This is a genomic window from Streptomyces sp. CA-251387, from assembly GCF_050936625.1.
In the GTDB taxonomy this organism is placed as follows: Bacteria; Actinomycetota; Actinomycetes; order Streptomycetales; family Streptomycetaceae; genus Streptomyces.
This window is the reverse complement of sequence record NZ_JBNJMJ010000001.1, coordinates 797,657-820,470: the sequence shown is the minus strand read 5'-3', so window position 1 is coordinate 820,470 and position 22,814 is coordinate 797,657. Positions and strand designations below refer to the sequence as shown.

Here is a 22,814-nt window from a genome sequence, read left to right as displayed (position 1 = left end):
GCCCTTTCGAGGTCAGTGACCGCGCAGGACGGCGCAGCCGCCGGGCGGGACTTCGTGCGCGAGTGCAGCGGTGAGCAGGTCGTGGGCGGGCTCGGGCAGGGGCACGGCAGCGGTGCCGTGGTTGATCAGGAAGTGCCAGCGGCGACTGTCGGATGCGTGCCGGGTGACGGCTTCGACACCGGCCGGCAGCCCCGGCAGCTCCGGCTCGACACCGGCCTCCTTCAGCAACCGGCCCACCAGGGCGCCGTAGTCGGCGTCGTCCAGGTGGGTGGAGAGGTACCAGCCCTGCCCGGTGCCGAAGCGGTGCCGGGTCAGCGCCGGGCTGCCGGTGAGCATCCCGTGGGTGTAGACGGCGAGCGTCTCCGCGCCCTCGGTGCGCAGGGACTCGCTCCAGACGGTGCCCTGTGTCCCGTCCGACAGGGTGATCCGCTCGCTGCGCCGCAGTGGCCGGTACTCCTCGACGCGGATGCCCAGCGCCTCGCGCAGGGGAGCGGCCGGGTAGCCGCCGAGGCGGGCGTGGAGGCGCTCGTCGACGTATCCGTTCGCGTGCTGGACGAGGAGCGTCCCGCCGCCGGAGACGTAACGGCGCAGATTCTCGGCCGCCTTGTCGGAAAGGAGGAACAGGGCCGGTGCGACGACGAGCGAGTAGCGGCTCAACTCGTGTGCGGGGTGGGCGAAGTCGACCGTGACGCCGGCGTCCCACAGCGCGCGGTGCGCTCGGGCGAGTGCCGTGTGGTAGTTCGAGCTCCGTCGAGGGCAGGCCGTCCACGCCGAGTGCCCACCAGGCGTCCGGGTCGTGCAGGACGGCCACCGGCGCGGACACCGTCGATCCCGCCAGCTCGCCGAGGCGGGCCACCGCCTCGCCGGTCTGCGTGACCTCGCGGAAGATCCGGCTGTCGGGTCCCGCGTGCGGCACCATCGCCGAGTGCCATGTCTCGGCGCCGGCCCGGGACTGCCGCCACTGGAAGAAGAGGGCGCCCTCCGAGCCGCGGGCGATGTGGCCGAGGGTGTGGCGCAGGATGTCACCGGGGTCCTTGGCGAGGACCCGGTCGCCGTCGTAGACGGTACTGGTGCCCTGCTCCATCAGCAGCCAGGGACGGCCCCCGCCCAGGGAGCGGGCGCGGTCCGCGTGGAAGGCGACGTCGGCGGCGGCCAGGCCGGGTGCGCTGGGGTACTGGTCGCAGGTGACCACGTCGAGTTCCCGGGCGAGGGCCCACAGGTCGATGTTCTGGTACGCGGGCAGCATCAGGTTGGTCGTCACCGGCCGGTCGCTGTGCGCGCGGATCGCGTCCCGCTGCTCGCGGTAGGCGGCGATGACCTCGTCGGACCAGAAGCGGTGGAAGTCCAGCGCCTGGCCGGGGTTCTTGTGCCAGTTGGTGGCACGCGGCGGCAGGACCTGCTCCCAGGAGGTGTAGCGCTGGCTCCAGAAGGCCGTACCCCAAGCCTCGTTGAGGGCGTCCAGCGATCCGTGCCGGGCGCGCAGCCACACCCGGAAGGCGGCGGCCGTGTGGTCGCAGTAGCACAGGGTGACGTACTCGTTGTGCACGTGCCACAGGGTGAGGGCGGGGTGGTCGCCGTAGCGTTCCGCGAGCACCGCGGCGATCCGACGGGCCGCGTTCCGGTAGGCGGGCGCGGTGAGGCAGTACGTGTCCCGGCTGCCGTGGACGAGACGGGTGCCGTCGGGCCGGACCGTCAGCGCGTCCGGGTGGGCCAGCGTGAACCACGGCGGCGGGGAGGCCGTCGGGGTGGCGAGGTCGACGGCCACGCCGTTCGTGTGCAGGCGTTCGATGTGGGCGTCGAGCCAGGCGAAGTCGTAGCGTCCCTCCTCCGGTTCGAGCAGGGCCCAGGAGAAGACGCCCACCGTGGCCAGGTTGACCCTGGCGCGGCGCATGAGCTCGTCGTCCTCCTTCCAGACCGGCTCGTCCCACTGCTCGGGGTTGTAGTCCCCGCCGAAGGCGAGGCCGCCCAGGCGGTCGGTGATGCTGCGTGCCGTCATGACGGATCCTCGGGTACGGAGAGTCGGGTGGAGTCATGTCGAAGCGCTTCACTTCGGACGGGAAGGTAACGGACTCATTTCGTGTGAAACAAGAGCCCCAACGGAAAGAAAGTTTCCCCTACCTGGTCATTGACAGCTCGTCAGGGGCGGTGGTCAGCGTTGATGCGCTTCGACAACTCGCTCTCAATCCCCGACATCCGCACCCGCCTGAGCACCGGCCGACCTTGACCGGGTCTGCCAGGGCCGGCCGGTCGGCGAGGCTCAGGCCATGTGCCGGAGGTCTCCGCGCTCGCGGACCGACCGCGGGTCGTTCTTCGTCAGTGGGTTCGCACCGCATCGAGTGCCGTGAGGGCCACGTGCAGTTCGGTGCGTTGTTCGCCGGACTCGAGGTCGCGGGCGAGAAGGCGCTCGATGGTGCGCAGGCGTTGGTACATGGTTTCGCGGGAGAGGCCGCCTCGGCGGGCCGCCTTGGTCTTGTTGCCTGCCGCGTCGAGGTAGTGCCGCAGGGTTGTCAGCAGGTCGGTGCCGTGCTGGGTGTCGTGTTCGATGAGTCGCCCGAGCTGCCGTTCGGTGTACTCCTGGATCCGGGTGTCCTCGCGGAGGGCATGCAGCAGCCGACGGAGACCGATGTCGGACAGCTCATGGAAGGAGCGGTCCCGGGGGAGGGGCTGGCCGGGCGGGGTGGCCTCGGCGATGTGGGCCGCCTCGCGGAAGGAGCGGGCGGTGTCGAAGAGGTCCGTGACCTCGGAGCCGACACTCACGACTGCCTGCGGGGCCAGGCCCAGCGCGGTGTCGGCCAGGCGTTCGACGACGGGGCGCCAGAGTTGGGAGGCGCGCAGAGCCAGCAGGATGCCGAGGCGGCCGGGGGCCAGTTCGCCAACCAGGGCCGGGATGCCTGCCGTGCGCAGCTCCTGCAGCAGGCGGGTCTCGGGGTCGGCTTCCCCCTGCCTTGTGCGGAGATCCACGAGGACCCCGACGAAGGAGCCGCCCTGGGCGGGCAGACCCAGGGCGGCGCAGCGGGTGCGGGCATCAGCCGGGGAGCGATGGCGCCGTTCGACCAGGTCGCGCAGGGCGTTGCGGTGTGCGGTGCGTTCCCACGGTGTGGGATGGATGAGACGGGCAACGGTCAGGGCCATCGCCGTTCGCTCCAGGACGGTGATGTCCTCGGGCCCGAAGGAGGGTTCCTCCGTGCGGGACGGGAGCATCGCCACGCGGCCCCAGCGTTCGCCCTGGTACTCGACGGGGGTGGTGAGCCAGTTCTCCGGGCCGCGTGTCTCCGTGTTGTCGCCGGGCCCGGTCGCCCTGGATCGCTGTTCCCAGTCGGTGAGTGCCTTCTCCACCGTGGTGCCGGAGGGTTCGCAGATCAGTGCCTGGTGTACCAGGTTCTCCAGCACGACCGTGCGCCCACTCATCTCCGCCGCCGCTCGTACCACGTCCTCCGGCCCGGCGCCCCGCAGCGTCAACGCGGTGAACGCCTCGTGGATGTGCTGCGTGCGGCGCATCGCCTCCGCCTGGTTGCCGAGCAGGAGCGCGTGCACGACCTGGGTGACCTCGAGGAAGTTGACGTCCTTGGCCAGGGTGACGAGGGGCAGTCCGCGCAGCCGGCAGGCGTCGACGAGCGCGTCCGGCGGGCGGTGATAGCGCCGTACGAGTTCGATGACCAGCGCCGCCGCCCCGATGTCGGCGAGTTCGTCGACGTACCGGCGCACGCCGACCGCGTCCTCCGGCAGCGGCATACCGGTGGTGAGGACGAGTTCGCCGCCCTTGAGGAAGGACGCGGGGTCGGTCAGTTCGGTGATGTGGACCCACCTGACCGGCCGGTCGAGGTGGGGCACGCCGGTGACGACCTGGGGCTGTCCGGCGGCCAGGACGGGAAGGGCCAGGATGTCGGCCACGGTGAGCGGACGAGTGGGCCCTTGGCCGGCCGGGTGGTTGTCGTTCACGGTGTCTCCCTGGGGGTCCCCTGCTCGAGCTGAGCCGAGAGCTCGGGGGAGTGCCCGGCCACTGTGACAAGCGCGGCTGACCTGCGCAAGAGCGACCCTTGGCCGGATCGGCACCCGGCATGGCGCCGGTGGGGGCTGACACAACGTCCGGATATCGCGTCCCGACCGGACAGATCACGCGTTGGCGCGGCCCTGGTACGCCGCGATGCTCGGGAGACCGCAGCAGACCGAACACCGAGGCCGGGAGACGAACATGACCGCACTGTCGCCGCACCTTCGCCAGGCCACGCCCGTGGTGGCGGCCCGGGGCGAGGGCGTCCACCTCTATGACCAGGACGGCCGCCGCTATCTGGACTTCACCGCCGGTATCGGCGTCACCAGCACCGGGCACTGCCACCCCAAGGTCGTCGCGGCGGCGCAGGAGCAGGTGGGCACGCTGATCCACGGCCAGTACACGACGGTCATGCACCAGCCGCTGCGGCGTCTGGTCGACAAGCTCGGCGAGGTCCTGCCGGCCGGTCTGGACCGCCTGTTCTTCACCAACTCCGGCAGTGAGGCGGTGGAGGCCGCGCTGCGGCTGGCCCGCCAGGCCACCGGCCGCCCCAACATCCTCGTCTGCCACGGCGGCTTCCACGGCCGTACGGTGGCCGCCGCCGCCATGACGACCTCCGGCACCCGCTTCCGCTCCGGCTTCTCCCCGCTGATGAGCGGTGTCGTCGTCACCCCCTTCCCGTCGGCCTACCGGTACGGCTGGGACGAGGAGACCGCTACCGACTTCGCCCTGCAGGAGCTCGACTACACGCTTCAGACGATCTCCTCGCCCGCCGACACGGCCGCGATCATCGTCGAGCCCGTGCTCGGCGAGGGTGGGTACGTGCCCGCGACTCGGGCCTTCCTGGAGGGGCTGCGAGAGCGGGCGGACCGCCACGGCTTCCTGCTGATCCTCGACGAGGTGCAGACCGGCGTCGGCCGCACCGGCCGCTTCTGGGGTCACGACCACTTCGGTGTCACGCCCGACATCCTCGTCACCGCCAAGGGCCTGGCCAGCGGGTTCCCGCTGTCCGGCATCGCCGCCTCCGAGGAGCTGATGAGCAAGGCGTGGCCCGGCTCGCAGGGCGGCACGTACGGTGCCAACGCCGTCGCCTGCGCCGCGGCCTGCGCGACCCTGGACGTCGTACGCGACGAGAAGCTGGTCGAGAACGCCGAGGCGATGGGCGAGCGGCTGCGCCAGGGCCTGGAGGCGGTGGCCGATCGGACGCCGGGCATCGGCGACGTCCGCGGCCTCGGGCTCATGCTGGCCACCGAGTTCGTCACCGAGGACGGCAGCCCCGACCCCGAGACCGCCGCCCGAGTGCAGCGTGCGGCGGTGGACCAGGGGCTGCTCCTGCTGCTGTGCGGCGCCTGGAACCAGGTCGTACGCATGATCCCGGCGCTCGTCATCGACGAGACGGCGGTGGACGAGGGCCTCCAGGCATGGGCGACCGCGGTCGAGGTCGGCACCGCGGGAGCGGCAGGGCGATGACGGACACCACCACGGCCCTGGAGCCGCTGGTCGCGCGGCTCGCCAAGACCGCTCCCGGCCTGCGGGTGGAGACCGGACCGGGCTCCACCGGCCTCTACGCCTACGACGCCTCCAACTACCGGGTCCCACCGCGGGCCGTGGTCTTCCCCCGCACCGCCGACGACGTGGTCGCGGTGCTGCGCGCCTGCCGCGAGGCGGGCGTCCCGGTCACGGCACGCGGTGGCGGTACCAGCATGGCGGGCAACGCGGTCGGGCCGGGCGTCGTCCTGGACTTCTCCAGGTACATGAACCGGATCCTGGACATCGACCCGGCCGCCGGGACCGCGCGCGTCGAGGCCGGAGTGATCCTGGACGCGCTGCGCGGCGCGGCCGCACCGCACGGGCTGACCTTCGGCCCCGACCCGTCCTCGCACAGCCGGTGCACCCTCGGCGGCATGATCGGCAACGACGCGTGCGGCAACCGGTCGGTGCGGCACGGGCGGACCAGCGGCCACATCGAGGCGCTGGAGATCGTGACGGCCGACGGCGTGCGGGCCGTCGCCGACCGCACCGGCCTGCGCGCGGCCGACCCGAACGACGAGCACGCGGTCGAGCGAGTCGCCCGCCTCGAAGCGGACGTACACCGCCTGATCGAAGACAACCTGGCGCCCATCCGCACCGAACTGGGCCGCGTACCGCGCCAGGTCTCCGGCTACCAGCTGCACCACCTGCTGCCCGAGCACGGCTTCGACATGGCTCGCGCACTGGTGGGCACCGAGGGCTCCTGTGCGGTCGTCACCGCCGCGACGGTCCGCCTGGTGGCGACCGCACAGGCTTCCACGCTGCTGACGCTCGGCTACGACGACGTGGTGGACGCGGCCGACGACGTCCCCGAGATCCTGCGCTGGAACCCCACCGCCGTGGAGGGCATGGACGAGGCGATCGTCGCCACCATGCGCGCCCGGCGCGGTGCGGACTCCGTGACCGGACTGCCCGAGGGACGGGCCTGGCTGTACGTCGAGCTCGACGGCGACGATCAGGACGCGGTCGGCGCCCGTGCCGCAGAACTGCTGGACGTGCTCAAGGCCCGGGGCCGGATGACCGGCGGGCGCGTCGTGCGGAGCCCGGCCGAACGGCGCGCACTGTGGCGGGTCCGTGAGGACGGTGCGGGGCTCGCCGCCCGCCTGGTGGACGGCGGGGAGTCCTGGCCCGGCTGGGAGGACGCGGCCGTCGCGCCCGAGAACCTGGCCGCCTACCTGCGCGACTTCCGCAAGCTGCTGGCCGGCCACCACCTGACCGGCGTGCTCTACGGGCACTTCGGCGCGGGGTGCGTCCATGTGCGCATCGACTTCGACCTCGCCACGGCCGACGGACGCGAGTCCGCCCGCCGCTTCCTGAGCGAGGCGGCCGCCCTGGTCGTCGGTCACGGCGGCACCCTGTCGGGTGAACACGGCGACGGGCGGGCCCGCAGCGAGCTGCTGGAGGTCATGTACAGCCACAGGCTGATCCGCGCGTTCGCCGCCTTCAAGGAGATCTTCGACCCTGAGGGGCTGCTCAACCCGGGCGTCATCGTGGCCCCGGCCCGCCTCGACGCCGACCTCTGGCTGCACACGCCTGACGTGCTGCCCGTCGAGACCCTCTTCTCCTTCCCGCACGACGAGGACGGCTTCGCGGGCGCGGTACGCCGCTGCGTCGGTGTCGGCCGCTGCCGTAGCGAAGCGGGCGGCGTGATGTGTCCCAGCTACCGGGCCACGGGCGAGGAGAACGACTCCACGCGGGGCCGCTCCCGCCTGCTCCAGGAGATGGTGCGCGGCGAGCTGGTGGAGGACGGCTGGCGCTCGACCGAAGTGCGCGACGCCCTCGATCTGTGCCTGTCCTGCAAGGCGTGCTCCAGCGACTGCCCGGTCGGCGTCGACATGGCCACGTACAAGTCGGAGTTCCTGCACCACCACTACAAGGGCAGGCTCCGGCCCCGCTCCCACTACTCGCTCGGCTGGCTGCCCCTGACCTCCGCACTCGTCGGATACGTCGCCCGCCCGGTCAACGCGCTGCTGCGGGGACCGGTCGGCAAGCTGCTCGCCCGCCTCGGAGGCGTGACCACGAAACGCCGGATCCCGGCCTTCGCCTCCCGGCATGCGCTGCGCCGGGCCCTGCGCTCGTCGAGGACCTCTGAACCGGCGAAGACCGTGCTCTTCGTAGACAGCTTCACCCGCGCCTTCCGCCCCGAGGTGGCAGGATCGGCGAGCCGTGTACTCGCCGGCGCCGGCATCCCCTGCACGACCGAGGACGGCCTGTGCTGCGGCCTGACCTGGGTCAGCACCGGCCAGCTGTCCATCGCGCGCCGCATCATGGCCCGTACCGTCGCCCGCCTGGACAACGGCGACGACCGGCCCATCGTCGTGGCCGAACCCAGCTGCGCCGCGGCCCTCAAGCGTGACGTGCCCGAACTCCTCGGCACCGACGCCGCCCAGCGCGTCGCGGCCCGGGTCCACACTCTCACCGGGGCCCTCACCGACCTCGCCGCGGCCGGCTGGACGCCTCCCGAGCTGCCGGACAAGGTCGTGCTGCAGACCCACTGCCACGAGTACGCCACCTTCAAGGGCCGCCACCCCCGCGATCTGCTCGGCCGTCTCGGCGTGACGAAGGTCGACGAGGCCGAGGGCTGCTGCGGACTCGCCGGCAACTTCGGCTTCGAGGCACAGCATTACGACACCTCGATGGCCGTCGCCGACCTGGCGCTCAAGCCACGCCTCGACGGCATCGGCCAGGACACGCCGACGGTGGTCGTGGCCGACGGCTTCAGCTGCGCCACCCAGATCGACCACCTCGCCGGTGACCGGGGCATCCGCGCCCTGCACCTCGCGGAACTGCTCGACCCCGCCGCTGATCAACCAGGAGGAACCTCATGACCGACACACCCACGCAGTTGTTCATCGGCGGGGCCTGGGTCGACGCCGCGGACGGCGCCACCATGCCCGTCGACGACCCCGCCACCGGCGAGGTCCTCTGCCGAGTCGCGGACGCGGGCGCGAAGGACGCCAAGCTCGCGGAGGATGCGGCTGTCCGGACGCAGGAGGAGTGGGCTCGTACGGCGCCTCGGGTCCGCAGTGAGATCCTGCGCCGGGCGTACGAGATCATCCTTGAACGGACTGATGAGCTCGCCCACTTGATGACTGCCGAGATGGGCAAGCCGCTGGCCGAGGCCAGGGGAGAGGTGGCGTACGCGGCCGAGTTCTTCCGCTGGTTCTCGGAGGAGGCGGTCCGTATCGAGGGCGGCCACGGCGTCCTGCCCGACGGCCGCAACCGCATGTTGCTCTCCCGCCGCCCGGTCGGCCCCTGCCTGCTGATCACCCCGTGGAACTTCCCGCTGGCCATGGGCACCCGCAAGATCGGCCCGGCGATCGCCGCCGGCTGCACGATGATCCTCAAACCGGCCCCGCAGACCCCCCTCTCCAGCCTGGCCCTCGCCGCGATCCTCAAGGAGGCCGGGCTGCCGGACGGCGTGCTGAACGTCGTCACCACCTCCCGTGCGGGGGAGGTGTGCGAACCGCTTCTGCGCGGCGGGCGGATTCGCAAGCTCTCCTTCACCGGCTCCACGGCCGTCGGGCGGCTGCTCCTCGCCCAGAGCGCGGAGGCGGTCGTACGGACCTCGATGGAGCTGGGCGGCAACGCGCCGTTCATCGTCTTCGAGGACGCCGACCTGGACGAGGCCGTGGACGGCGCGATGGTCGCCAAGATGCGCAACATGGGCGAGGCGTGCACGGCCGCCAACCGCTTCTTCGTGCACCGGTCGGTGTCGGAGGAGTTCGGGCGGCGTCTGGCCGAGCGGATGGGCGCGCTCGTCGTGGGCCCCGGCACGCGGGACGGCGTCGACGTCGGTCCGCTGATCGACCGGGCCGGACGCACCAAGGTCGAGGCTCTGGTGGCCGACGCGGTGGAGCGCGGTGCCCGGGTGCTCGTCGGCGGCCGTACCCCTGAGGGACCGGGCTGCTTCTACCCGCCGACCGTGCTCACGGATGTCTCGGCCGAGAGCCGTCTGATGGACACGGAGATCTTCGGCCCGGTCGCCGCGATTCTCACCTTCGGCGACGAGGACGAGGTCGTCCGGCGCGCCAACGACACCCCTTGGGGGCTCGTCGGTTACGTCTTCACCGAGGGTCTCGACCGTGCCCTGCGCGTCAGCGAACGCCTGGAGGTCGGGATGGTCGGCCTCAACACCGGCCTCGTCTCCAACCCGGCCGCGCCCTTCGGCGGCGTCAAGCAGTCCGGGCTGGGCCGCGAGGGCGGCAGGGTCGGGATCGACGAGTTCCTGGAGTACCAGTACCTCGCCGTGCCCGTGCGGTGACGGGGGTGTTCCGGCCCGGCGCCCGCCCCGGCGACCCCCTCAGCGTAGGTGGCGTGCGGTGATCTCCGCCGCGGTGTCGGTCACGAGCTTCCCCAACTCGACGAGTAGACCGGGCTCGAAGCGGGAGTCGGGCACGGAGACGGCCACGGCGGCCAGCGGTACGCCGTCGCCGTCCAGCACGGGTGCGGCGATGGCGCAGACACCCTGAAGGTACTGGTTGTGGTTGACGGCATAGCCGCGCTCTCTGACCCGGCGGAGCTCCGCCCGCAGCTCCGCCGGGTCGGTGATGGTCTCCTCGCCGTATCCCTCGAGCGTGCCCGCGGCGACCTCGTCGACCTCGGCCTTCGGCAGGTGGGCGAGGACGGCGTGCCCTGTGGCGGTGGCGTGCAGGGGTGAGGTGTCGCCGATGGCGTGGAAGGTGCGTACGGCGTGGTCGCAGTCGACGCGGTCGACGACGACCATGGCGTGCAGAGCGTCCGGCACCGAAAGGTGGATGGTCTCGTTCAGTGCGTCGCGGAGCCGGATCATCGGCTCGCGTGCGGCGGCGAACAGGCTGGAGCCCTGGAGGGCGGCGGGCCGTACGGCCAGGACGCGGGCGCCGATCTCCCAGCGTGTGGTGTCCTTGCGGTTCGCCCGGAGCCAGCCCGCCTCGTTGAGCGTGACCAGGGTGCGCTGCACGGTGGACTTCGGAAGCCCGAACATCTTCGTCAACTCCCCGACGGTCACGGGCTGATGCCGGGCGACCGCCTCGAGAACCCGCAGTGACCTTGTGACGCTCTTCATCTCCATCCGGTGCCCCCTCAGTTCGTGGCTGGCGTCCTTGCCTCCTGACTCCCGCTTGGAGCCACAGACGTGATCATGCCGGATTCTAGCACGGTGTTCCACAATATGGCATGACATGGATGGGGTGAGGGCCGGCTCCCACGTCGATGCGCGCGAGCCGGCCCTCGTCGGTAGGGCTCCGGAAGCCCCGTCGTGTTCAGGCCCCCAGGCGGCGCTGGGCGATGGCCGCGGCTGTGTCGGCGACGAGCCGCCCCCATTGGGGCACGTGTTCGGCGTCGTACCGGGCCTCGGGCATGGAGATGGCCACGGTGGCCAGCGGTGTGCCGTCCTCGTCGAGGATGGGCGCGGCGACGGCGCAGACGCCCGGCCGGTACTGGTTGCGGTTGACCGAGTAGCCGTCCTTGCGGATCCGGTCCAGTTCGGCGCGCAGCTCGTCGGGGTCGACGGGGGTCGTGTCGCTGAAACGCTCCAGCCCCCCCGCGATGAGCTCCTCGATGTCCCGCCTCGGCAGGTGGGCGAGGACGGCGCGCCCGACGGCGGTGGCGTGCAGGGGTGAGGTGTCGCCGATCGTGTGGAAGGTGCGTACGGCGTGGTCGCAGTCGACGCGGTCGACGACGACCATGGCGTGCAGAGCGTCCGGCACCGAAAGGTGGATGGTCTCGTTGACCTCGTCCCGTAGGCGGACCATGGGTTCGCGTGCGGCGGCGAACAGGCTGGAGCCCTGGAGGGCGGCGGGCCGTACGGCCAGGACGCGGGCGCCGATCTCCCAGCGCGTCGTGTCCTTGCGGTTCGCCCGGAGCCAGCCCGCCTCGGCCAGCGTGACCAGGGTGCGCTGCACGGTGGACTTCGGAAGCCCGAACATCTTCGTCAACTCCCCGACGGTCACGGGCTGATGCTGGGCGACCGCCTCCAGGATCCGCAGCGACCTGGTGACGCTCTTCATTTCCATCCGGTTTCCCCTTGTTAATCCTTCAAATTTCCGCTGGACACCCTCTTGACTCCCCTCTGAGCCACTGTCATTCTCTGTGCCAGATTCTAGCACAGCATTCCACAATGTGGCACGGCGCTTCAGAGGATCCCGACGAAGTGAGCCGGACTGCGAGACGCGGCGGTTGCGAGCCGCAGGCCCCACACCAGGCCCGGCTCCCGCCCAAATCATCTCGAATCGAACAGCCTCACGCCGAGGGCTCAGCATGCGCCTCGGTGATACGAAAGGAAAGCCCTGTGTCAGCTGCCAGGAAGCGCGTCGCCGTCGTCGGCGTCGGAACGATGGGCAGCCAGGCCGTCTGGCGGCTGGCGGACCGCGGCGCCGAGGTCGTCGGATACGACCGGTTCGCCCCCGGCCACGACCGCAGTGCCGCCGGCGGTGAGACCCGGATCTTCCGCAGCGCCCACTTCGAGGACTCCCGGTACGTCCCGCTGCTCAAGCACGCGGACACCCTGTGGGAGCAGCTCCAGCAGGACACCGGCCGCGAGCTGCGCCGCCTGACCGGATGCCTCCTGATGGGCCCGACCGAGCACCACCAGATGGCCACCGTCCTGAAGTCCATCGCCGAGCACGACCTCGAGCACGAGGTACTCGACGCCGAGCTGCTCGCCAAGCGCTTCCCGCAGTACCGCATCGAGGACGGCGACGCCGCCGTGCTCGACCGCCGCGCCGGCTTCATCCGCCCCGAGCTGACGATCCAGACCGCCGCCCGCCGCGCCGAGCAACTGGGCGCCGTGATCCACCGATACACCCCGGTCCGCGAGATCGTCCCGGTCGCGAACGGTGTCGAGATCCGCACCGACGCCGGCAGCGAGCGCTTCGACACGGCCGTCGTCACCCCCGGCCCCTGGGTCAACGACCTGCTGCCCGACCTGCCGTGGGAGGTGGAGATCCGCCGCCTCGTCAGCGCCTGGTACGTCCCCACCGCCCCCGACGCCTGGTTCGGCGAGGAACGCCCGGCCTTCATCCGCACGGCACCCACCCACTGCTATGGCCTGCCCTCCCCGGACGGCATCTCGGTCAAGCTCGGACTGTCCCGCGCGCTGCACCGGCTCGCGGGCGACCCGAACCAGCTGGACCGGACGGTACACCCGGAAGAACTGGAGATCTTCTCCGAGTTGATCGGGCGTCATATGCCGGACCTGCACCCCGACCCGACCCGGCTCTCCGTCTATATGGAGGGCTACACCGAGAGCAGCCGCCCCCTGGTCGGCCCGCTGCCCGGCGCCGAGAACGTCATCCTGCTCGCCGGCTTCTCCGGCCACGGCTTCAAGCTCTCGCCCGCCTTCGGTGACATCGCCGCCGACCTGGCGCTCGACGGCACCTCACCCCAGCCCATCGACTTCATCTCCACCGTCGGCCGTACGGAGGCCTGACCATGAACGACGCCACCCTCTCTGTCGGCTCCCTCGAGGCACAGCCCGGCACCAAGGCCCGCGGCACGGTGCGGGCCGATCTCGGCACCCTCACCGTCGACATCCCGCTGGTCCTGGTCAACGGCTCCCGCCCCGGCCCCCGGGTCGTCATCACCGCGGGTGTGCACGGCGGCGAGTTCACGCCCATCGACGCCGCCGCCCGCCTGACGACCCTGCTGGAACCCGGCGAGGTGCGCGGGCAGGTCGTCATCTGTCCGGTCGCCAACCCTCCCGCCGTGTACCAGGGCCGGCTCAACGTCTCCCCGGTCGACGGCGTGAACCTCAACCGCGTCTTCCCCGGCCACCCGGCCGGCGGCCCCACCGAGCGGCTGGCCGCCTGGCTCTTCACCCACCTGGTCGACGCCGCCGACGTCTACATCGACCTGCACTGCGGCGGCATCGACCAGGTCCTGCGGGACTTCGTCGGCTACCGCCTCACCGGCGACCCCGACCTCGACAAGGCGACGGCCGAACTGGCCGGGTCCTTCGGCATCGAGGACGTCATCCTCGGACTGAAGGCCGACGGCGGCAACAGCCACGCGGCCGCCGCCCGGCGGGGCATCTCGGCGGTCCTCGTCGAGGTGGGCCGGCTCGGCCAGCGGGACGAGGCCACTGCCCTCCGCCGCGTCGACGGCCTGCTGAAGGCACTGCGCCATCTGGGCGTCCTCGACCAGGACGGCTCCGCCCCGGCGCCGATCCGCGCATGGGTCTGGTCCGCCGGCGTCACCGCCGAGGCCACCGGCCTGTGGTACCCGGAGTTCTCCTTCGACGCCGACGTCATCGGCGAAGTCGCCGAGGGCGACGTCCTCGGGCGCATCGTCGACCCGGCCGACGGCAGCGAACACACCGTCCACGCCCCGGCCGACGGACGGATCTTCTACGCCATGCACGGCCTCACCGTCGCCCCCGGCGCCGAACTCGCCGCCCTCGCCGTCCCGTGGGACCCCGACACCGCCGCGCGGGCCGACACCCTCCGGACCCCCGGTGTGGGCGCCGGATCCGACGAGGCGGGCTCCCGCCCCTAGACCACGTTCCAGCCGCCCCCCGTTCCACGTCCCCCAGCCGCTCCCCATCTCACGGCCAGCACCACCAGGAGGCACACGATGAAAGAAGCCCGAATAGACCGCAGACTGTTCCTGCGAGGAATAGGCGGGGTCACGGCGGGTGCCGCCGCCGCGACCGCCCTCAGCGCCTGCGGTACCGGCACCAGCCGGTCCGTCGGCAGCGGCGGCAAGGGCTCCAAGACGGTGGTCGTCCGCGACAGCGGCGGTTCCTACGGTGCGGCCCTGCAGAAGGCGATCTACACGCCGTTCACGCAGGAGACCGGCATCAGCGTCAAGGTGCTCAATCTGGACGACGCTCCGCTGCTGGCCCAGATCAGGCAGGGCCGCCCCCAGTGCGACCTCATCAACATCACGATGATGTCGCACACCAAGTACGTGGCGCAGGACGCCCTGGAGACGCTGGACCGCGACCGGATCAAGAGCCTGAAGAGCGCCAAGATCCCCGAGAACCAGATCACCGACCATGCCATCAGCCACAGCTTCTACGGCCAGTGCATGGCGTACCGCACCGACGCCTTCGGCGGCCGCAAGCCCGAGACGTGGGCGGACTTCTGGGACATCAAGGCGTTCCAGGGCGGCCGTTCGATGTGCAACCCGGACGGCGACCTGCCCGAGCTGGAGTTCGCGCTGCTGGCCGACGGTGTCCCCATGGACAAGCTGTATCCGCTCGATGTGGACCGCGCCTTCAAGGTGCTGAGCCGGCTGCGGTCCGACATCAAGAAGTTCTGGGACAGCGGCCCGCTCCCCGGTGTGCTCCTCAGCCGCCAGGAGGTGACGATGTCCACCGTCTGGGACGGCCGGATCGCCGATCTGCAGAAGCAGGGCGTCCCGGTCGAGAGGCAGCTGAACGGCATGCGCCGCCAGTTCCAGGGCTACGCCATCGCCAAGGGCGCGGCCAACGCGGACGCCGCCTACCAGCTCATGGACTTCTCGTTGCGTCCCGAGAGCCAGGCCGCCCTGGCCAAGGCATTCCCGTCGAACCCGGCCTCCCCGGTGGCCTACGCCAAGCTCACCGAGGACGAGCGCAACGCACTCGCCGGCGCGCCGCAGTACTACGACAAGGGCTTCGACACGGACACCGACTGGTGGCTGAAGAACGAAGCCGCCGTCACCAAGCGCTGGTTGGAGTGGGCTCGTGGCTGAATTCGGTGTGGTCACACCGTCCGTGAAGGTGGCGGGCGGTAAGTCGGCCGCCTCAACCGGCCAGGCGCTGTCGGTGGTGGCCCTGCGCAAGACGTACGGGGACGTCGTCGCCGTCGACGAGGCGTCCATGGAGATCGCGGCCGGGGAGTTCGTCACCTTCCTCGGCTCCTCCGGGTCGGGCAAGACCACGACCCTGATGATGATCGCGGGGTTCTGCGAACCCGACTCCGGCACCATCACCGTCGGGGGCCGCGACGTCACCAGGCTCGCCCCGCAGAAGCGGAACCTCGGTTTCGTCTTCCAGCAGTACCTGCTCTTCCCGCACATGACCGTGCAGGAGAACGTCGCCTTCCCGCTCACGCTGCGCGGAGTGCCGAAGGACGAGATCCGCAGGCGGGTCGGGGAGACGCTGGAGATCGCCGGCCTGTCCGGCTTCGGCGGCCGCAAGCCGCGCGAGCTGTCCGGTGGTCAGCAGCAGCGTGTCGCCCTGTGCCGGGCACTGGTCTACCGCCCGCCGGTCATCCTCATGGACGAGCCGCTCGGCGCCCTGGACAAGAAGCTCCGCGACCAGCTCCAGGTCGAGATCAAGACCATCCAGCAGGAACTCGGCCTGACCGTCATCTACGTGACGCACGATCAGGAAGAGGCGCTGGTCATGTCCGACCGCATCGCGGTGATGCGCAATGGCCTGATCGAGCAGTTCGACTCTCCCCGGGAGCTGTTCGAGCGGCCGAGGACCCCCTTCGTCGCGGACTTCCTCGGCGCGGCCAACTTCCTGCCGGGCCGCGTTGAGCAGCACACCGACGAGCACACCCTGGTCCGCCTCGACAAGAGTGGCGGCCTGCTGAAGGCGCGCTGCCATGACCTCGTCCCCGGCGCCCAGGTCAAGGTCGCCGTCCAGCCGGGCCGACTGCGGGCCTGCGCCACCGACGACGGCTTCTGTACCGGCACGGTGGAGAGCGCCACGTACGTGGGCACTCTGGTCCGCGCCGGTGTGCGGGTCGACGGCGATGACGCGCCGCCGCTGCGCCTGGAGGTACCGGCCGGCCGCGGCCCCGTCACCGGCGAGCGGATCGGGATCACCGCCGACCCGGACGACGTCAACCTCTTCCCCACCGAACAGGGAGGGTGAGCCATGGCCGCCCTCACCACCACGGCCCCCGCCCGTCCGCGCAAACTCCTGGCCTCGCGCAAGACCCGGGTCGGCATCCTCTACGCGCTGCCCGTCGTCGTCTACCTGCTGGTGTTGTTCATCTACCCGATCTTCAGCACGCTGCTCCTCAGCCTGAAGAACGCCGACGGCTCGTTCACGCTGCACTGGTACGCCGACGCGCTGACCGGCGTCAACCTCTCCGTCCTGATCACCACCCTGCGGATCTCCGCCGAGACGGCTCTGCTGAGCCTCGTCTTCGGGTTCCTCCTGGCCAACGCGATCTCCCGGCTCAAGCCCCTGTGGGCCGGCCTGGCCATGCTGATCGTCGTCGTCCCACACTTCATCAGCGCCCTGGTGCGCACCTACGGCTGGATCATCATGCTCGGCGACAGGGGCCTGGTGAACGAGACCCTGGCCGCCATGTCGGCACCCGGGGCGCCGTACCAGCTGCTCTACAACGAACTCGGCGTGGTCATCGGCACCACCTCCATGATGCTGCCCTACACCGTGCTGCTGCTGTACGGCGTGATGCGCGGTGTGGACCGCAGGTTGCTCGCGGCCGCGGCCAGCATGGGCGCGGGACGCGTGACGATCTTCCGCCGCGTCTACCTGCCCCTGGTCGCACCCGGCCTGGCCAGTGCCGGACTGCTCAGCTTCATCCTGTCGCTGGGCTACTACATCACCCCGGCCCTGATGGGCGGACCCAACCAGACGATGATCGCCACCCTCATCAACCAGCAGGTGACGAAGGAGAACCAGTGGAACGGGGCGGCCGCTCAGGGCGTCATCCTGCTGCTGCTCACCTTCGCCGGACTGCTGCTGGTCAAGCTCATCAGCTCCCTCGGCGCCAGCGCCAAGAAGAGGAGCACGTCATGATGGAACTGCGCAGCAGCCTCGTTGGACGGATCGTCCTGACCGCGGTCGCCACAGTGATCCTGCTGTTCCTGGCGATGCCGATAGTCGTCATCCTCGTCACCTCCTTCAGCGGCAACGCGTTCGCGTCGTTCCCGCCGGACGCGTGGACGCTGAACTGGTACAAGGCGCTGTTCGCCGACGGCAGCAAGTGGCCGGCCGCGCTCTCCCTGAGCGCCCTGGTCGCCGCCCTGAGCACCGTGTTCTCGCTGATCATCGGCGTGACGGCGGCGACCGCCCTGACCCGCAGCGAACTGCCGCTGCGCTCGGCGGTCTACGCCCTGGTCCTCGGACCGCTGGTCATCCCACAGATCGTCACCGCGCTGGGCCTGTTCCTGCTCTTCGAGCCCGCTGCGATGCTGGGCAGCCCGATCGCGATCGCCCTGGGGCACACCGTGCTGGCTTCGCCGATCGCGGTGCTGATCCTGATCGCGACCCTGCGCGGGATCGACGAGCGGTTGGAGGACGCCGCGGCCAGCATGGGCGCCGGACGTCTGACGATCGCCCGGCGCATCACCTTCCCCCTCGCCGCGCCGGGAATGATCGCGGCAGCGATCTTCTCCTTCATCACCAGCTTCGACGAGTTCTACATCTCCCAGTTCCTCTCCTCGGTCGACACCGTCACCCTGCCGGTGCAGATCTACAACTCGCTGACCTTCGAGATCGACCCCAGCGTGACCGCGGTCAGCGCGATCCTGATCGCGTTCGCGGTCCTCGCCCTGGGCCTGGTGGCCCTGGTGCGCTGGCTCGGTTCCGGGCGGCAGGACTCCCTGCTGTCCGTCGAGACCGCGACCGGGGTCGCCGCCCCCGGAGGTGAGGCCCTGTGATCGCCACCGCTCAGCGGCACCTGCTGCTGAACATGACCGCCAACGGATCGCTCGCGATGCCGGGCCAGGAACTGTTCGTCGTCAGCCGCGGTGAGGGACCGTACGTCGACGACGCGGACGGCAACCGCTACATCGACGGCCTGTCGGGGCTGTACTGCTGCCAGCTCGGCTACTCCTACGGCCCCGAGTTCGCCGAGGCGGCGGAGAAGCAGCTGCGAGAGCTGTGCTACAGCCCGCTGTGGACCGGCTCCGCGCACCCCACGGCGATCGAACTCGCCGAGCGGCTGTCCCGGATCGCACCTGTCGACATCGAGCACACCTTCTTCGCCAGCGGTGGCGCCGAAGCCGTCGAGACGGCCTGGAAACTCGCCCGCAGCTACCACGCCCTGCGCGGGGAGCCGGGCCGGGTCAAGGCGATCGCCCGGCGCGTCGCCTACCACGGGCTGACCGTCGGCACGCTGTCGTTCAACGACGACCCCGGCCTGACGGAGCCGTACGGCCCGCCGGCGATCGACACCCGGTTCGTGTCCAACACCAACCGCTACGGCCTCGCACCGGAATTCGCGGACGACGAGGTCTACACGGCCTGGCTGCTCGCCGAGCTGGAAGCCACGATCCTGGCCGAGGGCCCGGAGACGATTGCCATGCTGATCGCCGAGCCGGTGCAGAACCGGGGCGGCTGCATCACCCCGCCCCACGGCTACTGGCAGGGGCTGCGGGCGCTGAGCGACCGGTACGGCTTCCTGCTCGTCGCCGACGAGGTGATCACGGCGTTCGGCCGCCTCGGGGAGTGGTTCGGTGGTGACCGCTACGGCGCCCGCCCGGACATGGTCACCGTCGCAAAGGGCATCACCGCGGGATACGCCCCGCTGGGCGCGACCCTGGTCGGCACCAAGGTCACCGAGGTCATCAACCGGCCCGGCGCGGTCCTCAACCACGGCTACACCTTCGCCGGGCACCCGCTGAGCACGGCCATCGCCCTGCGCAACCTGGAGATCATGGAGCGGGACCGGATCCTGGACAACGTCCGCGCTCTCCAGGGCGACTTGGCCAAGCGCATGGCAGCGCTCACGGACCTGCCGATCGTGGGCGACGTCCGCGGCACCGGGTTCTTCTACTCCTGTCAGCTCGTCGGCGACCTCGACGGCGGCGCCTTCAGCGACACCGCCCGCAAGGACCTCATTGTCGACCTGATCCCGCGCCGACTGCGCGAGGCCGGCCTGCTGGCCCGCGTCTACGACCGCTCCGCGCCGCTGGTCCAGATCGCGCCCCCGCTGATCAGCGACCGCGCTGTCCTCGACCGTATCGCCGCGATCATCGCGGGCACTCTCGCCGAGGCGTCCGCCCGCCTGTGATCCACGCATGCACGTATTGGAAAGGAACGACATGTACTCCATCGGTCCGCTGACCGTCGCCCCCGGCGAGCGCGCCCAGGGCCTGATCCCGGTCGGCACCAGCAGCTACGGCGTGGAGCTCGGCATTCCGCTGATCGCCGTCAACGGCAGCCAGGACGGCCCGGTCCTGTGCGTGGACGCGGGCGTGCACGGCGACGAGTACGACGGCCAGGAGGCCATCCGGCGTGTCCTTGCCGAGCTCGAACCGGCCACCCTGCGCGGCACCGTCGTCGGCATCCCCTGCATGAACACCCCGGCCTTCGAGGCCGCCGCCCGCGCGAGCGGCATCGACCACCTCAACCTCAACCGCATCTTCCCGGGCGACGCGGAGGGCTCGTACTCGCAGCGTCTGGCCGCCACCTTCGTCGAGCAGGTCGTCCCGGCCGTCGACGCCGTGGTCGACCTGCACACCGGTGGCGCCTACGGCGAGATCGCCCCGCTGGTGATCCTCCAGGGCGGTTACGAGGACCTGGCGACGGACCTCGCCCTCGCCGCCGGGCACGAGCTGGTCTGGAAGGGCGGCAAGTGGGGCGGCACGGTCCGCCACCCCGTTCTCGCGGCCGGCAAGCCCGCCATCACCATCGAGTGCGGTGGCGCCACGTACCGCGAGACCAACGTCGGGCACCACATGAACTCGATCCGCAACATCCTGCGCAGCCTCGGCATGATCGACGGCGAGGCGAAGCTGCGGGACACCTACACGACCGTCTCCGGCACCTTCGCGCGCTCCGCCGCAGGCGGCTTCTTCGTCGCCCGCGCCGAGCCGGGGGAGACCTGCAAGGAAGGCGACCTGATCGCCACCATCACCGACCACTACGGCAACACGCTGGAGGAGGTCACCGCCCCGCAGGACGGCATCGTGCTCTGGGTGCGCCGGATCCGCACGGTCCGTCCGGGCGACGAGGTCGTCATCTTCGGCGAGGTGCTGGGGGAGATGCGGCCATGAGCGACGAACCGCAGCTGACCGACCTGCTGATCGACGGCAAGCAGATCCCCGCCGCCGACGGACGCTCCTTCACCGTCCTCGACCCCTCCGACGGCACGCCCATCGCCCAGGTGGCGCTGGCAGGCAAGGCGGACGTGGACCAGGCGGTGGCCGCGGCACGAGCGGCGTTCACGACGCCGGAGTGGGCCCGGATGCGTGCCGCTGACCGGGGCAGGATCCTGTACCGGATCGCCGAGGCCATCCGCTACCAGGGTGAGCGGCTGGCCCGTCTGGAGAGCCAGGACGTCGGCAAGCCGCTCAGCCAGGCCAAGGCCGATGTCGAGGCGGCGGCCCGCTACTTCGAGTTCTACGCGGGCGTCGCCGACAAGCTGGTCGGCACGACGATCCCTCTCGGCCCCGGCCTGATCGACTACACCGTCCGTGAGCCCATCGGTGTCTCCGGCCAGATCATTCCGTTCAACTACCCGCTGCAGAACACCGCGAGGGGCTCCGCTCCCGCACTGGCGGCAGGCTGCACGGTGGTGCTCAAGCCGTCGCCCGAAGCCCCGCTCACCCCGATGGAGATCGGCCGGATCGCCCTGGAGTGCGGACTTCCGCCGGGAGTGCTCAACGTCGTCCCCGGCGACGGCGAGACCGGCGCGGCCCTCGCCGGCCACCCGGACATCGACCAGGTGACCTTCACCGGATCGGTCCCGACCGGCATCAAGGTCGCCCAGGCCGCGGCCGCCAATGTGGTGCCCTCGGTCACCGAGCTGGGCGGCAAGTCCCCCTTCATCGTCTTCGCCGACGCCGACTTCGACCTGGCGCTCAAGGCGATCATGGGCGCCTCGTTCAGCAACGCCGGACAGATGTGCTCGGCGGGGACGCGGCTACTGCTCCAGCGTGGCGCCGAGGAGTTCCTGGACCGGCTGGTCGAGAAGGTCGCAGCCCTGCGCGTCGGCCCCGGCCTGACCGACCCGGACATCGGTCCGCTGGTCGCCGCCCGGCAGCGCGACCGGGTGCTGGGCTACCTGGAGCTGGCCCGGCAGGAGGGTGCCACGGTCCGCGTGGGAGGCGGTGCGCCGTCCGACCCGGAGCTGGCCGACGGCAACTACGTCGAGCCGACCGTCCTCACCGGCCTGACGAACGATGCCCGGTGCGCCCGCGAGGAGATCTTCGGTCCCGTCATCACGGTCATCGAGTTCGACGACGCGGACCAGGCGCTGGCGATCGCCAACGACAGCCCGTACGGCCTGTCCTCCTACGTCTGGACCCGCGACATCGACAAGGCGATGCGCCTGGCCGAGGGCATCCGGGCCGGCCAGGTCTCCGTCAACGCCACCGGCGTCGGCACCGGCGTCGAACTGCCCTTCGGCGGCTACAAACACAGCGGCTGGGGCCGGGAGAAGGGCCTGGAGGCCCTGGCCGGCTACACGCAGACGAAGAACGTCTGCATCGGATTCGGGAGCCGGTCATGAGGTACCGCACCCTGGGGGCACGCGGACCGACCGTCTCGGTCGTTGGCGTCGGCGGCAACAACTTCGGCGCCCGCCTCGACGAGGAGGGCACGAGGGCCGTCGTCCACGCGGCCCTCGACGCCGGGATCACCCTGTTCGACACCGCCGACATGTACGGCGGGTTCGGCGAACGCGGCGGTGCACGCGGCGACGGCGAACGGCTCCTGGGCGCCGCGCTGAAGGGCCACCGGGACGACGTCGTCCTGGCCACCAAGTTCGGCATGGAGATGGGACCCGAGGCCGACCCGTACGGCCGGCGGGGCGCCCGCCCCTACATCCGGTACGCCGTCGAGGCATCACTGCGCCGGCTCGGCACCGACCGGATCGACCTGTACCAGTACCACGAGCCGGACGGCGTCACGCCACTGGAGGAGACGGTTGCCGCTCTCCGGGAACTGGTCGACAACGGCAAGATCCGGTACATCGGCTGCTCCAATCTCCCGGCCGAGCAGCTCACCGACGCCTTCGTCTCCACCCAGGCCCGCCACCACCTGCTCGACCGCAGTGTGGAGAGCGACCTTGTCCCCGCCTGCCTGCGCCATGGCGTCGGCCTGCTGCCGTACTACCCCCTGGCCAACGGCCTGCTCAGCGGCAAATACCGGCGCGGCAAGGAGCCCCCGCCCGGCAGCCGCCTGTCCTGGCGCCAAGGCTGGCTCACCGACGCGGCCCTCGACAGGGTCGAAGCGCTCACCGCGTACGGTGCCGAACGCGGCCTGACCCTCCTCCAGGTCGCGGTCGGCGCACTGGCGGCCCTGCCCGCCGTCGGCTCCGTCATCTGCGGCGCCATGACACCCGAACAGGTCACCGCCAACGCGGCGGCGGCCGACTGGATCCCCGGCCCGGCCGACCTGGCCGCGCTGGACGCGATCGTCACCCCCGGCGAACGCGTCGTCTGAAGCCCCCCACTC

17 protein-coding genes and 1 pseudogene are annotated in these 22,814 nt (G+C 71.0%); 13 read left to right on the top strand and 5 right to left on the bottom strand.

Annotated elements, in window-relative coordinates:
* Nucleotides 1-12: 12 nt before the first annotated feature.
* The 3 genes and pseudogenes from ACQEV2_RS03625 to ACQEV2_RS03615 all read right to left on the bottom strand — a co-directional run bounded on the left by ACQEV2_RS03625 (nucleotide 13) and on the right by ACQEV2_RS03615 (nucleotide 3,939).
* A complete protein-coding gene (locus ACQEV2_RS03625; protein WP_433036445.1) occupies nucleotides 13-1,026 on the bottom strand; it encodes a beta-galactosidase in 1,014 nt (337 codons plus the stop codon).
* Nucleotides 908-1,891 (bottom strand): annotated as a pseudogene (locus ACQEV2_RS03620) (beta-galactosidase); the annotation flags it as partial. The gene ACQEV2_RS03625 and the pseudogene ACQEV2_RS03620, both read right to left, overlap by 119 nt.
* A gap of 422 nt (nucleotides 1,892-2,313) precedes the next feature.
* On the bottom strand, nucleotides 2,314-3,939 hold the full coding sequence (locus ACQEV2_RS03615) for a PucR family transcriptional regulator (protein ID WP_433036443.1): 1,626 nt from the start codon (nucleotides 3,937-3,939) through the stop codon (nucleotides 2,314-2,316).
* 253 nt (nucleotides 3,940-4,192) lie between these two features.
* Here ACQEV2_RS03615 and ACQEV2_RS03610 point away from each other — a divergent pair, with 253 nt between their 5' ends.
* Genes ACQEV2_RS03610 through ACQEV2_RS03600 form a run of 3 tightly spaced genes read left to right on the top strand, consistent with a single transcriptional unit; the run spans nucleotide 4,193 to nucleotide 9,785 of the window.
* Nucleotides 4,193-5,461 carry an aspartate aminotransferase family protein gene (locus tag ACQEV2_RS03610; protein WP_433036441.1) on the top strand — a complete coding sequence of 423 codons (1,269 nt, stop codon included), beginning with the start codon at nucleotides 4,193-4,195 and terminating at the stop codon, nucleotides 5,459-5,461.
* A complete protein-coding gene (locus ACQEV2_RS03605) occupies nucleotides 5,458-8,349 on the top strand; it encodes an FAD-binding and (Fe-S)-binding domain-containing protein (protein ID WP_433036439.1) in 2,892 nt (963 codons plus the stop codon). The genes ACQEV2_RS03610 and ACQEV2_RS03605 overlap by 4 nt, the downstream gene beginning before the upstream one ends.
* Nucleotides 8,346-9,785, top strand: coding sequence for an NAD-dependent succinate-semialdehyde dehydrogenase (locus tag ACQEV2_RS03600; RefSeq protein WP_433036437.1), 1,440 nt, complete (start codon nucleotides 8,346-8,348; stop codon nucleotides 9,783-9,785). The genes ACQEV2_RS03605 and ACQEV2_RS03600 overlap by 4 nt, the downstream gene beginning before the upstream one ends.
* A 39-nt stretch (nucleotides 9,786-9,824) precedes the next feature.
* On the opposite strand, the gene ACQEV2_RS03595 is transcribed toward ACQEV2_RS03600, so the two are convergent.
* Nucleotides 9,825-10,568, bottom strand: a complete 744-nt coding sequence (locus ACQEV2_RS03595; RefSeq protein WP_433054176.1) for an IclR family transcriptional regulator — start codon at nucleotides 10,566-10,568, stop codon at nucleotides 9,825-9,827.
* A 196-nt stretch (nucleotides 10,569-10,764) separates the two neighbouring features.
* Nucleotides 10,765-11,511, bottom strand: coding sequence for an IclR family transcriptional regulator (locus tag ACQEV2_RS03590; protein ID WP_433054173.1), 747 nt, complete (start codon nucleotides 11,509-11,511; stop codon nucleotides 10,765-10,767).
* A gap of 281 nt (nucleotides 11,512-11,792) precedes the next feature.
* On the opposite strand from ACQEV2_RS03590, the gene solA reads away from it, so the two are divergent.
* From solA to ACQEV2_RS03540, 10 genes are all read left to right on the top strand, one after another.
* Nucleotides 11,793-12,932, top strand: a complete 1,140-nt coding sequence (gene solA, locus ACQEV2_RS03585; RefSeq protein WP_433036435.1) for an N-methyl-L-tryptophan oxidase — start codon at nucleotides 11,793-11,795, stop codon at nucleotides 12,930-12,932.
* A gap of 2 nt (nucleotides 12,933-12,934) precedes the next feature.
* On the top strand, nucleotides 12,935-13,996 hold the full coding sequence (locus tag ACQEV2_RS03580) for a succinylglutamate desuccinylase/aspartoacylase family protein (protein WP_433036433.1): 1,062 nt from the start codon (nucleotides 12,935-12,937) through the stop codon (nucleotides 13,994-13,996).
* A gap of 78 nt (nucleotides 13,997-14,074) precedes the next feature.
* Nucleotides 14,075-15,178 carry an extracellular solute-binding protein gene (locus ACQEV2_RS03575; protein WP_433036431.1) on the top strand — a complete coding sequence of 368 codons (1,104 nt, stop codon included), beginning with the start codon at nucleotides 14,075-14,077 and terminating at the stop codon, nucleotides 15,176-15,178.
* A gap of 22 nt (nucleotides 15,179-15,200) precedes the next feature.
* On the top strand, nucleotides 15,201-16,310 hold the full coding sequence (locus ACQEV2_RS03570; RefSeq protein WP_433054170.1) for an ABC transporter ATP-binding protein: 1,110 nt from the start codon (nucleotides 15,201-15,203) through the stop codon (nucleotides 16,308-16,310).
* Between the two features lie 3 nt (nucleotides 16,311-16,313).
* On the top strand, nucleotides 16,314-17,207 hold the full coding sequence (locus tag ACQEV2_RS03565; RefSeq protein ID WP_433036429.1) for an ABC transporter permease: 894 nt from the start codon (nucleotides 16,314-16,316) through the stop codon (nucleotides 17,205-17,207).
* Nucleotides 17,204-18,070: an ABC transporter permease gene (locus ACQEV2_RS03560; protein ID WP_433036427.1), complete on the top strand. Its 867-nt coding sequence runs from the start codon at nucleotides 17,204-17,206 to the stop codon at nucleotides 18,068-18,070. Before ACQEV2_RS03565 ends, ACQEV2_RS03560 begins: the two co-directional genes overlap by 4 nt.
* 32 nt (nucleotides 18,071-18,102) lie before the next feature.
* Nucleotides 18,103-19,425, top strand: a complete 1,323-nt coding sequence (locus ACQEV2_RS03555; protein ID WP_433054167.1) for an aminotransferase class III-fold pyridoxal phosphate-dependent enzyme — start codon at nucleotides 18,103-18,105, stop codon at nucleotides 19,423-19,425.
* Nucleotides 19,426-19,456: 31 nt separating this feature from the next.
* Nucleotides 19,457-20,410: a succinylglutamate desuccinylase/aspartoacylase family protein gene (locus ACQEV2_RS03550; protein ID WP_433036425.1), complete on the top strand. Its 954-nt coding sequence runs from the start codon at nucleotides 19,457-19,459 to the stop codon at nucleotides 20,408-20,410.
* On the top strand, nucleotides 20,407-21,867 hold the full coding sequence (locus ACQEV2_RS03545; protein ID WP_433036423.1) for an aldehyde dehydrogenase family protein: 1,461 nt from the start codon (nucleotides 20,407-20,409) through the stop codon (nucleotides 21,865-21,867). Before ACQEV2_RS03550 ends, ACQEV2_RS03545 begins: the two co-directional genes overlap by 4 nt.
* The gene (locus ACQEV2_RS03540; protein ID WP_433036421.1) at nucleotides 21,864-22,802 is read left to right on the top strand and encodes an aldo/keto reductase; all 939 of its coding nucleotides are present in this window, start codon (nucleotides 21,864-21,866) and stop codon (nucleotides 22,800-22,802) included. The genes ACQEV2_RS03545 and ACQEV2_RS03540 overlap by 4 nt, the downstream gene beginning before the upstream one ends.
* Nucleotides 22,803-22,814 lie beyond the last annotated feature (12 nt).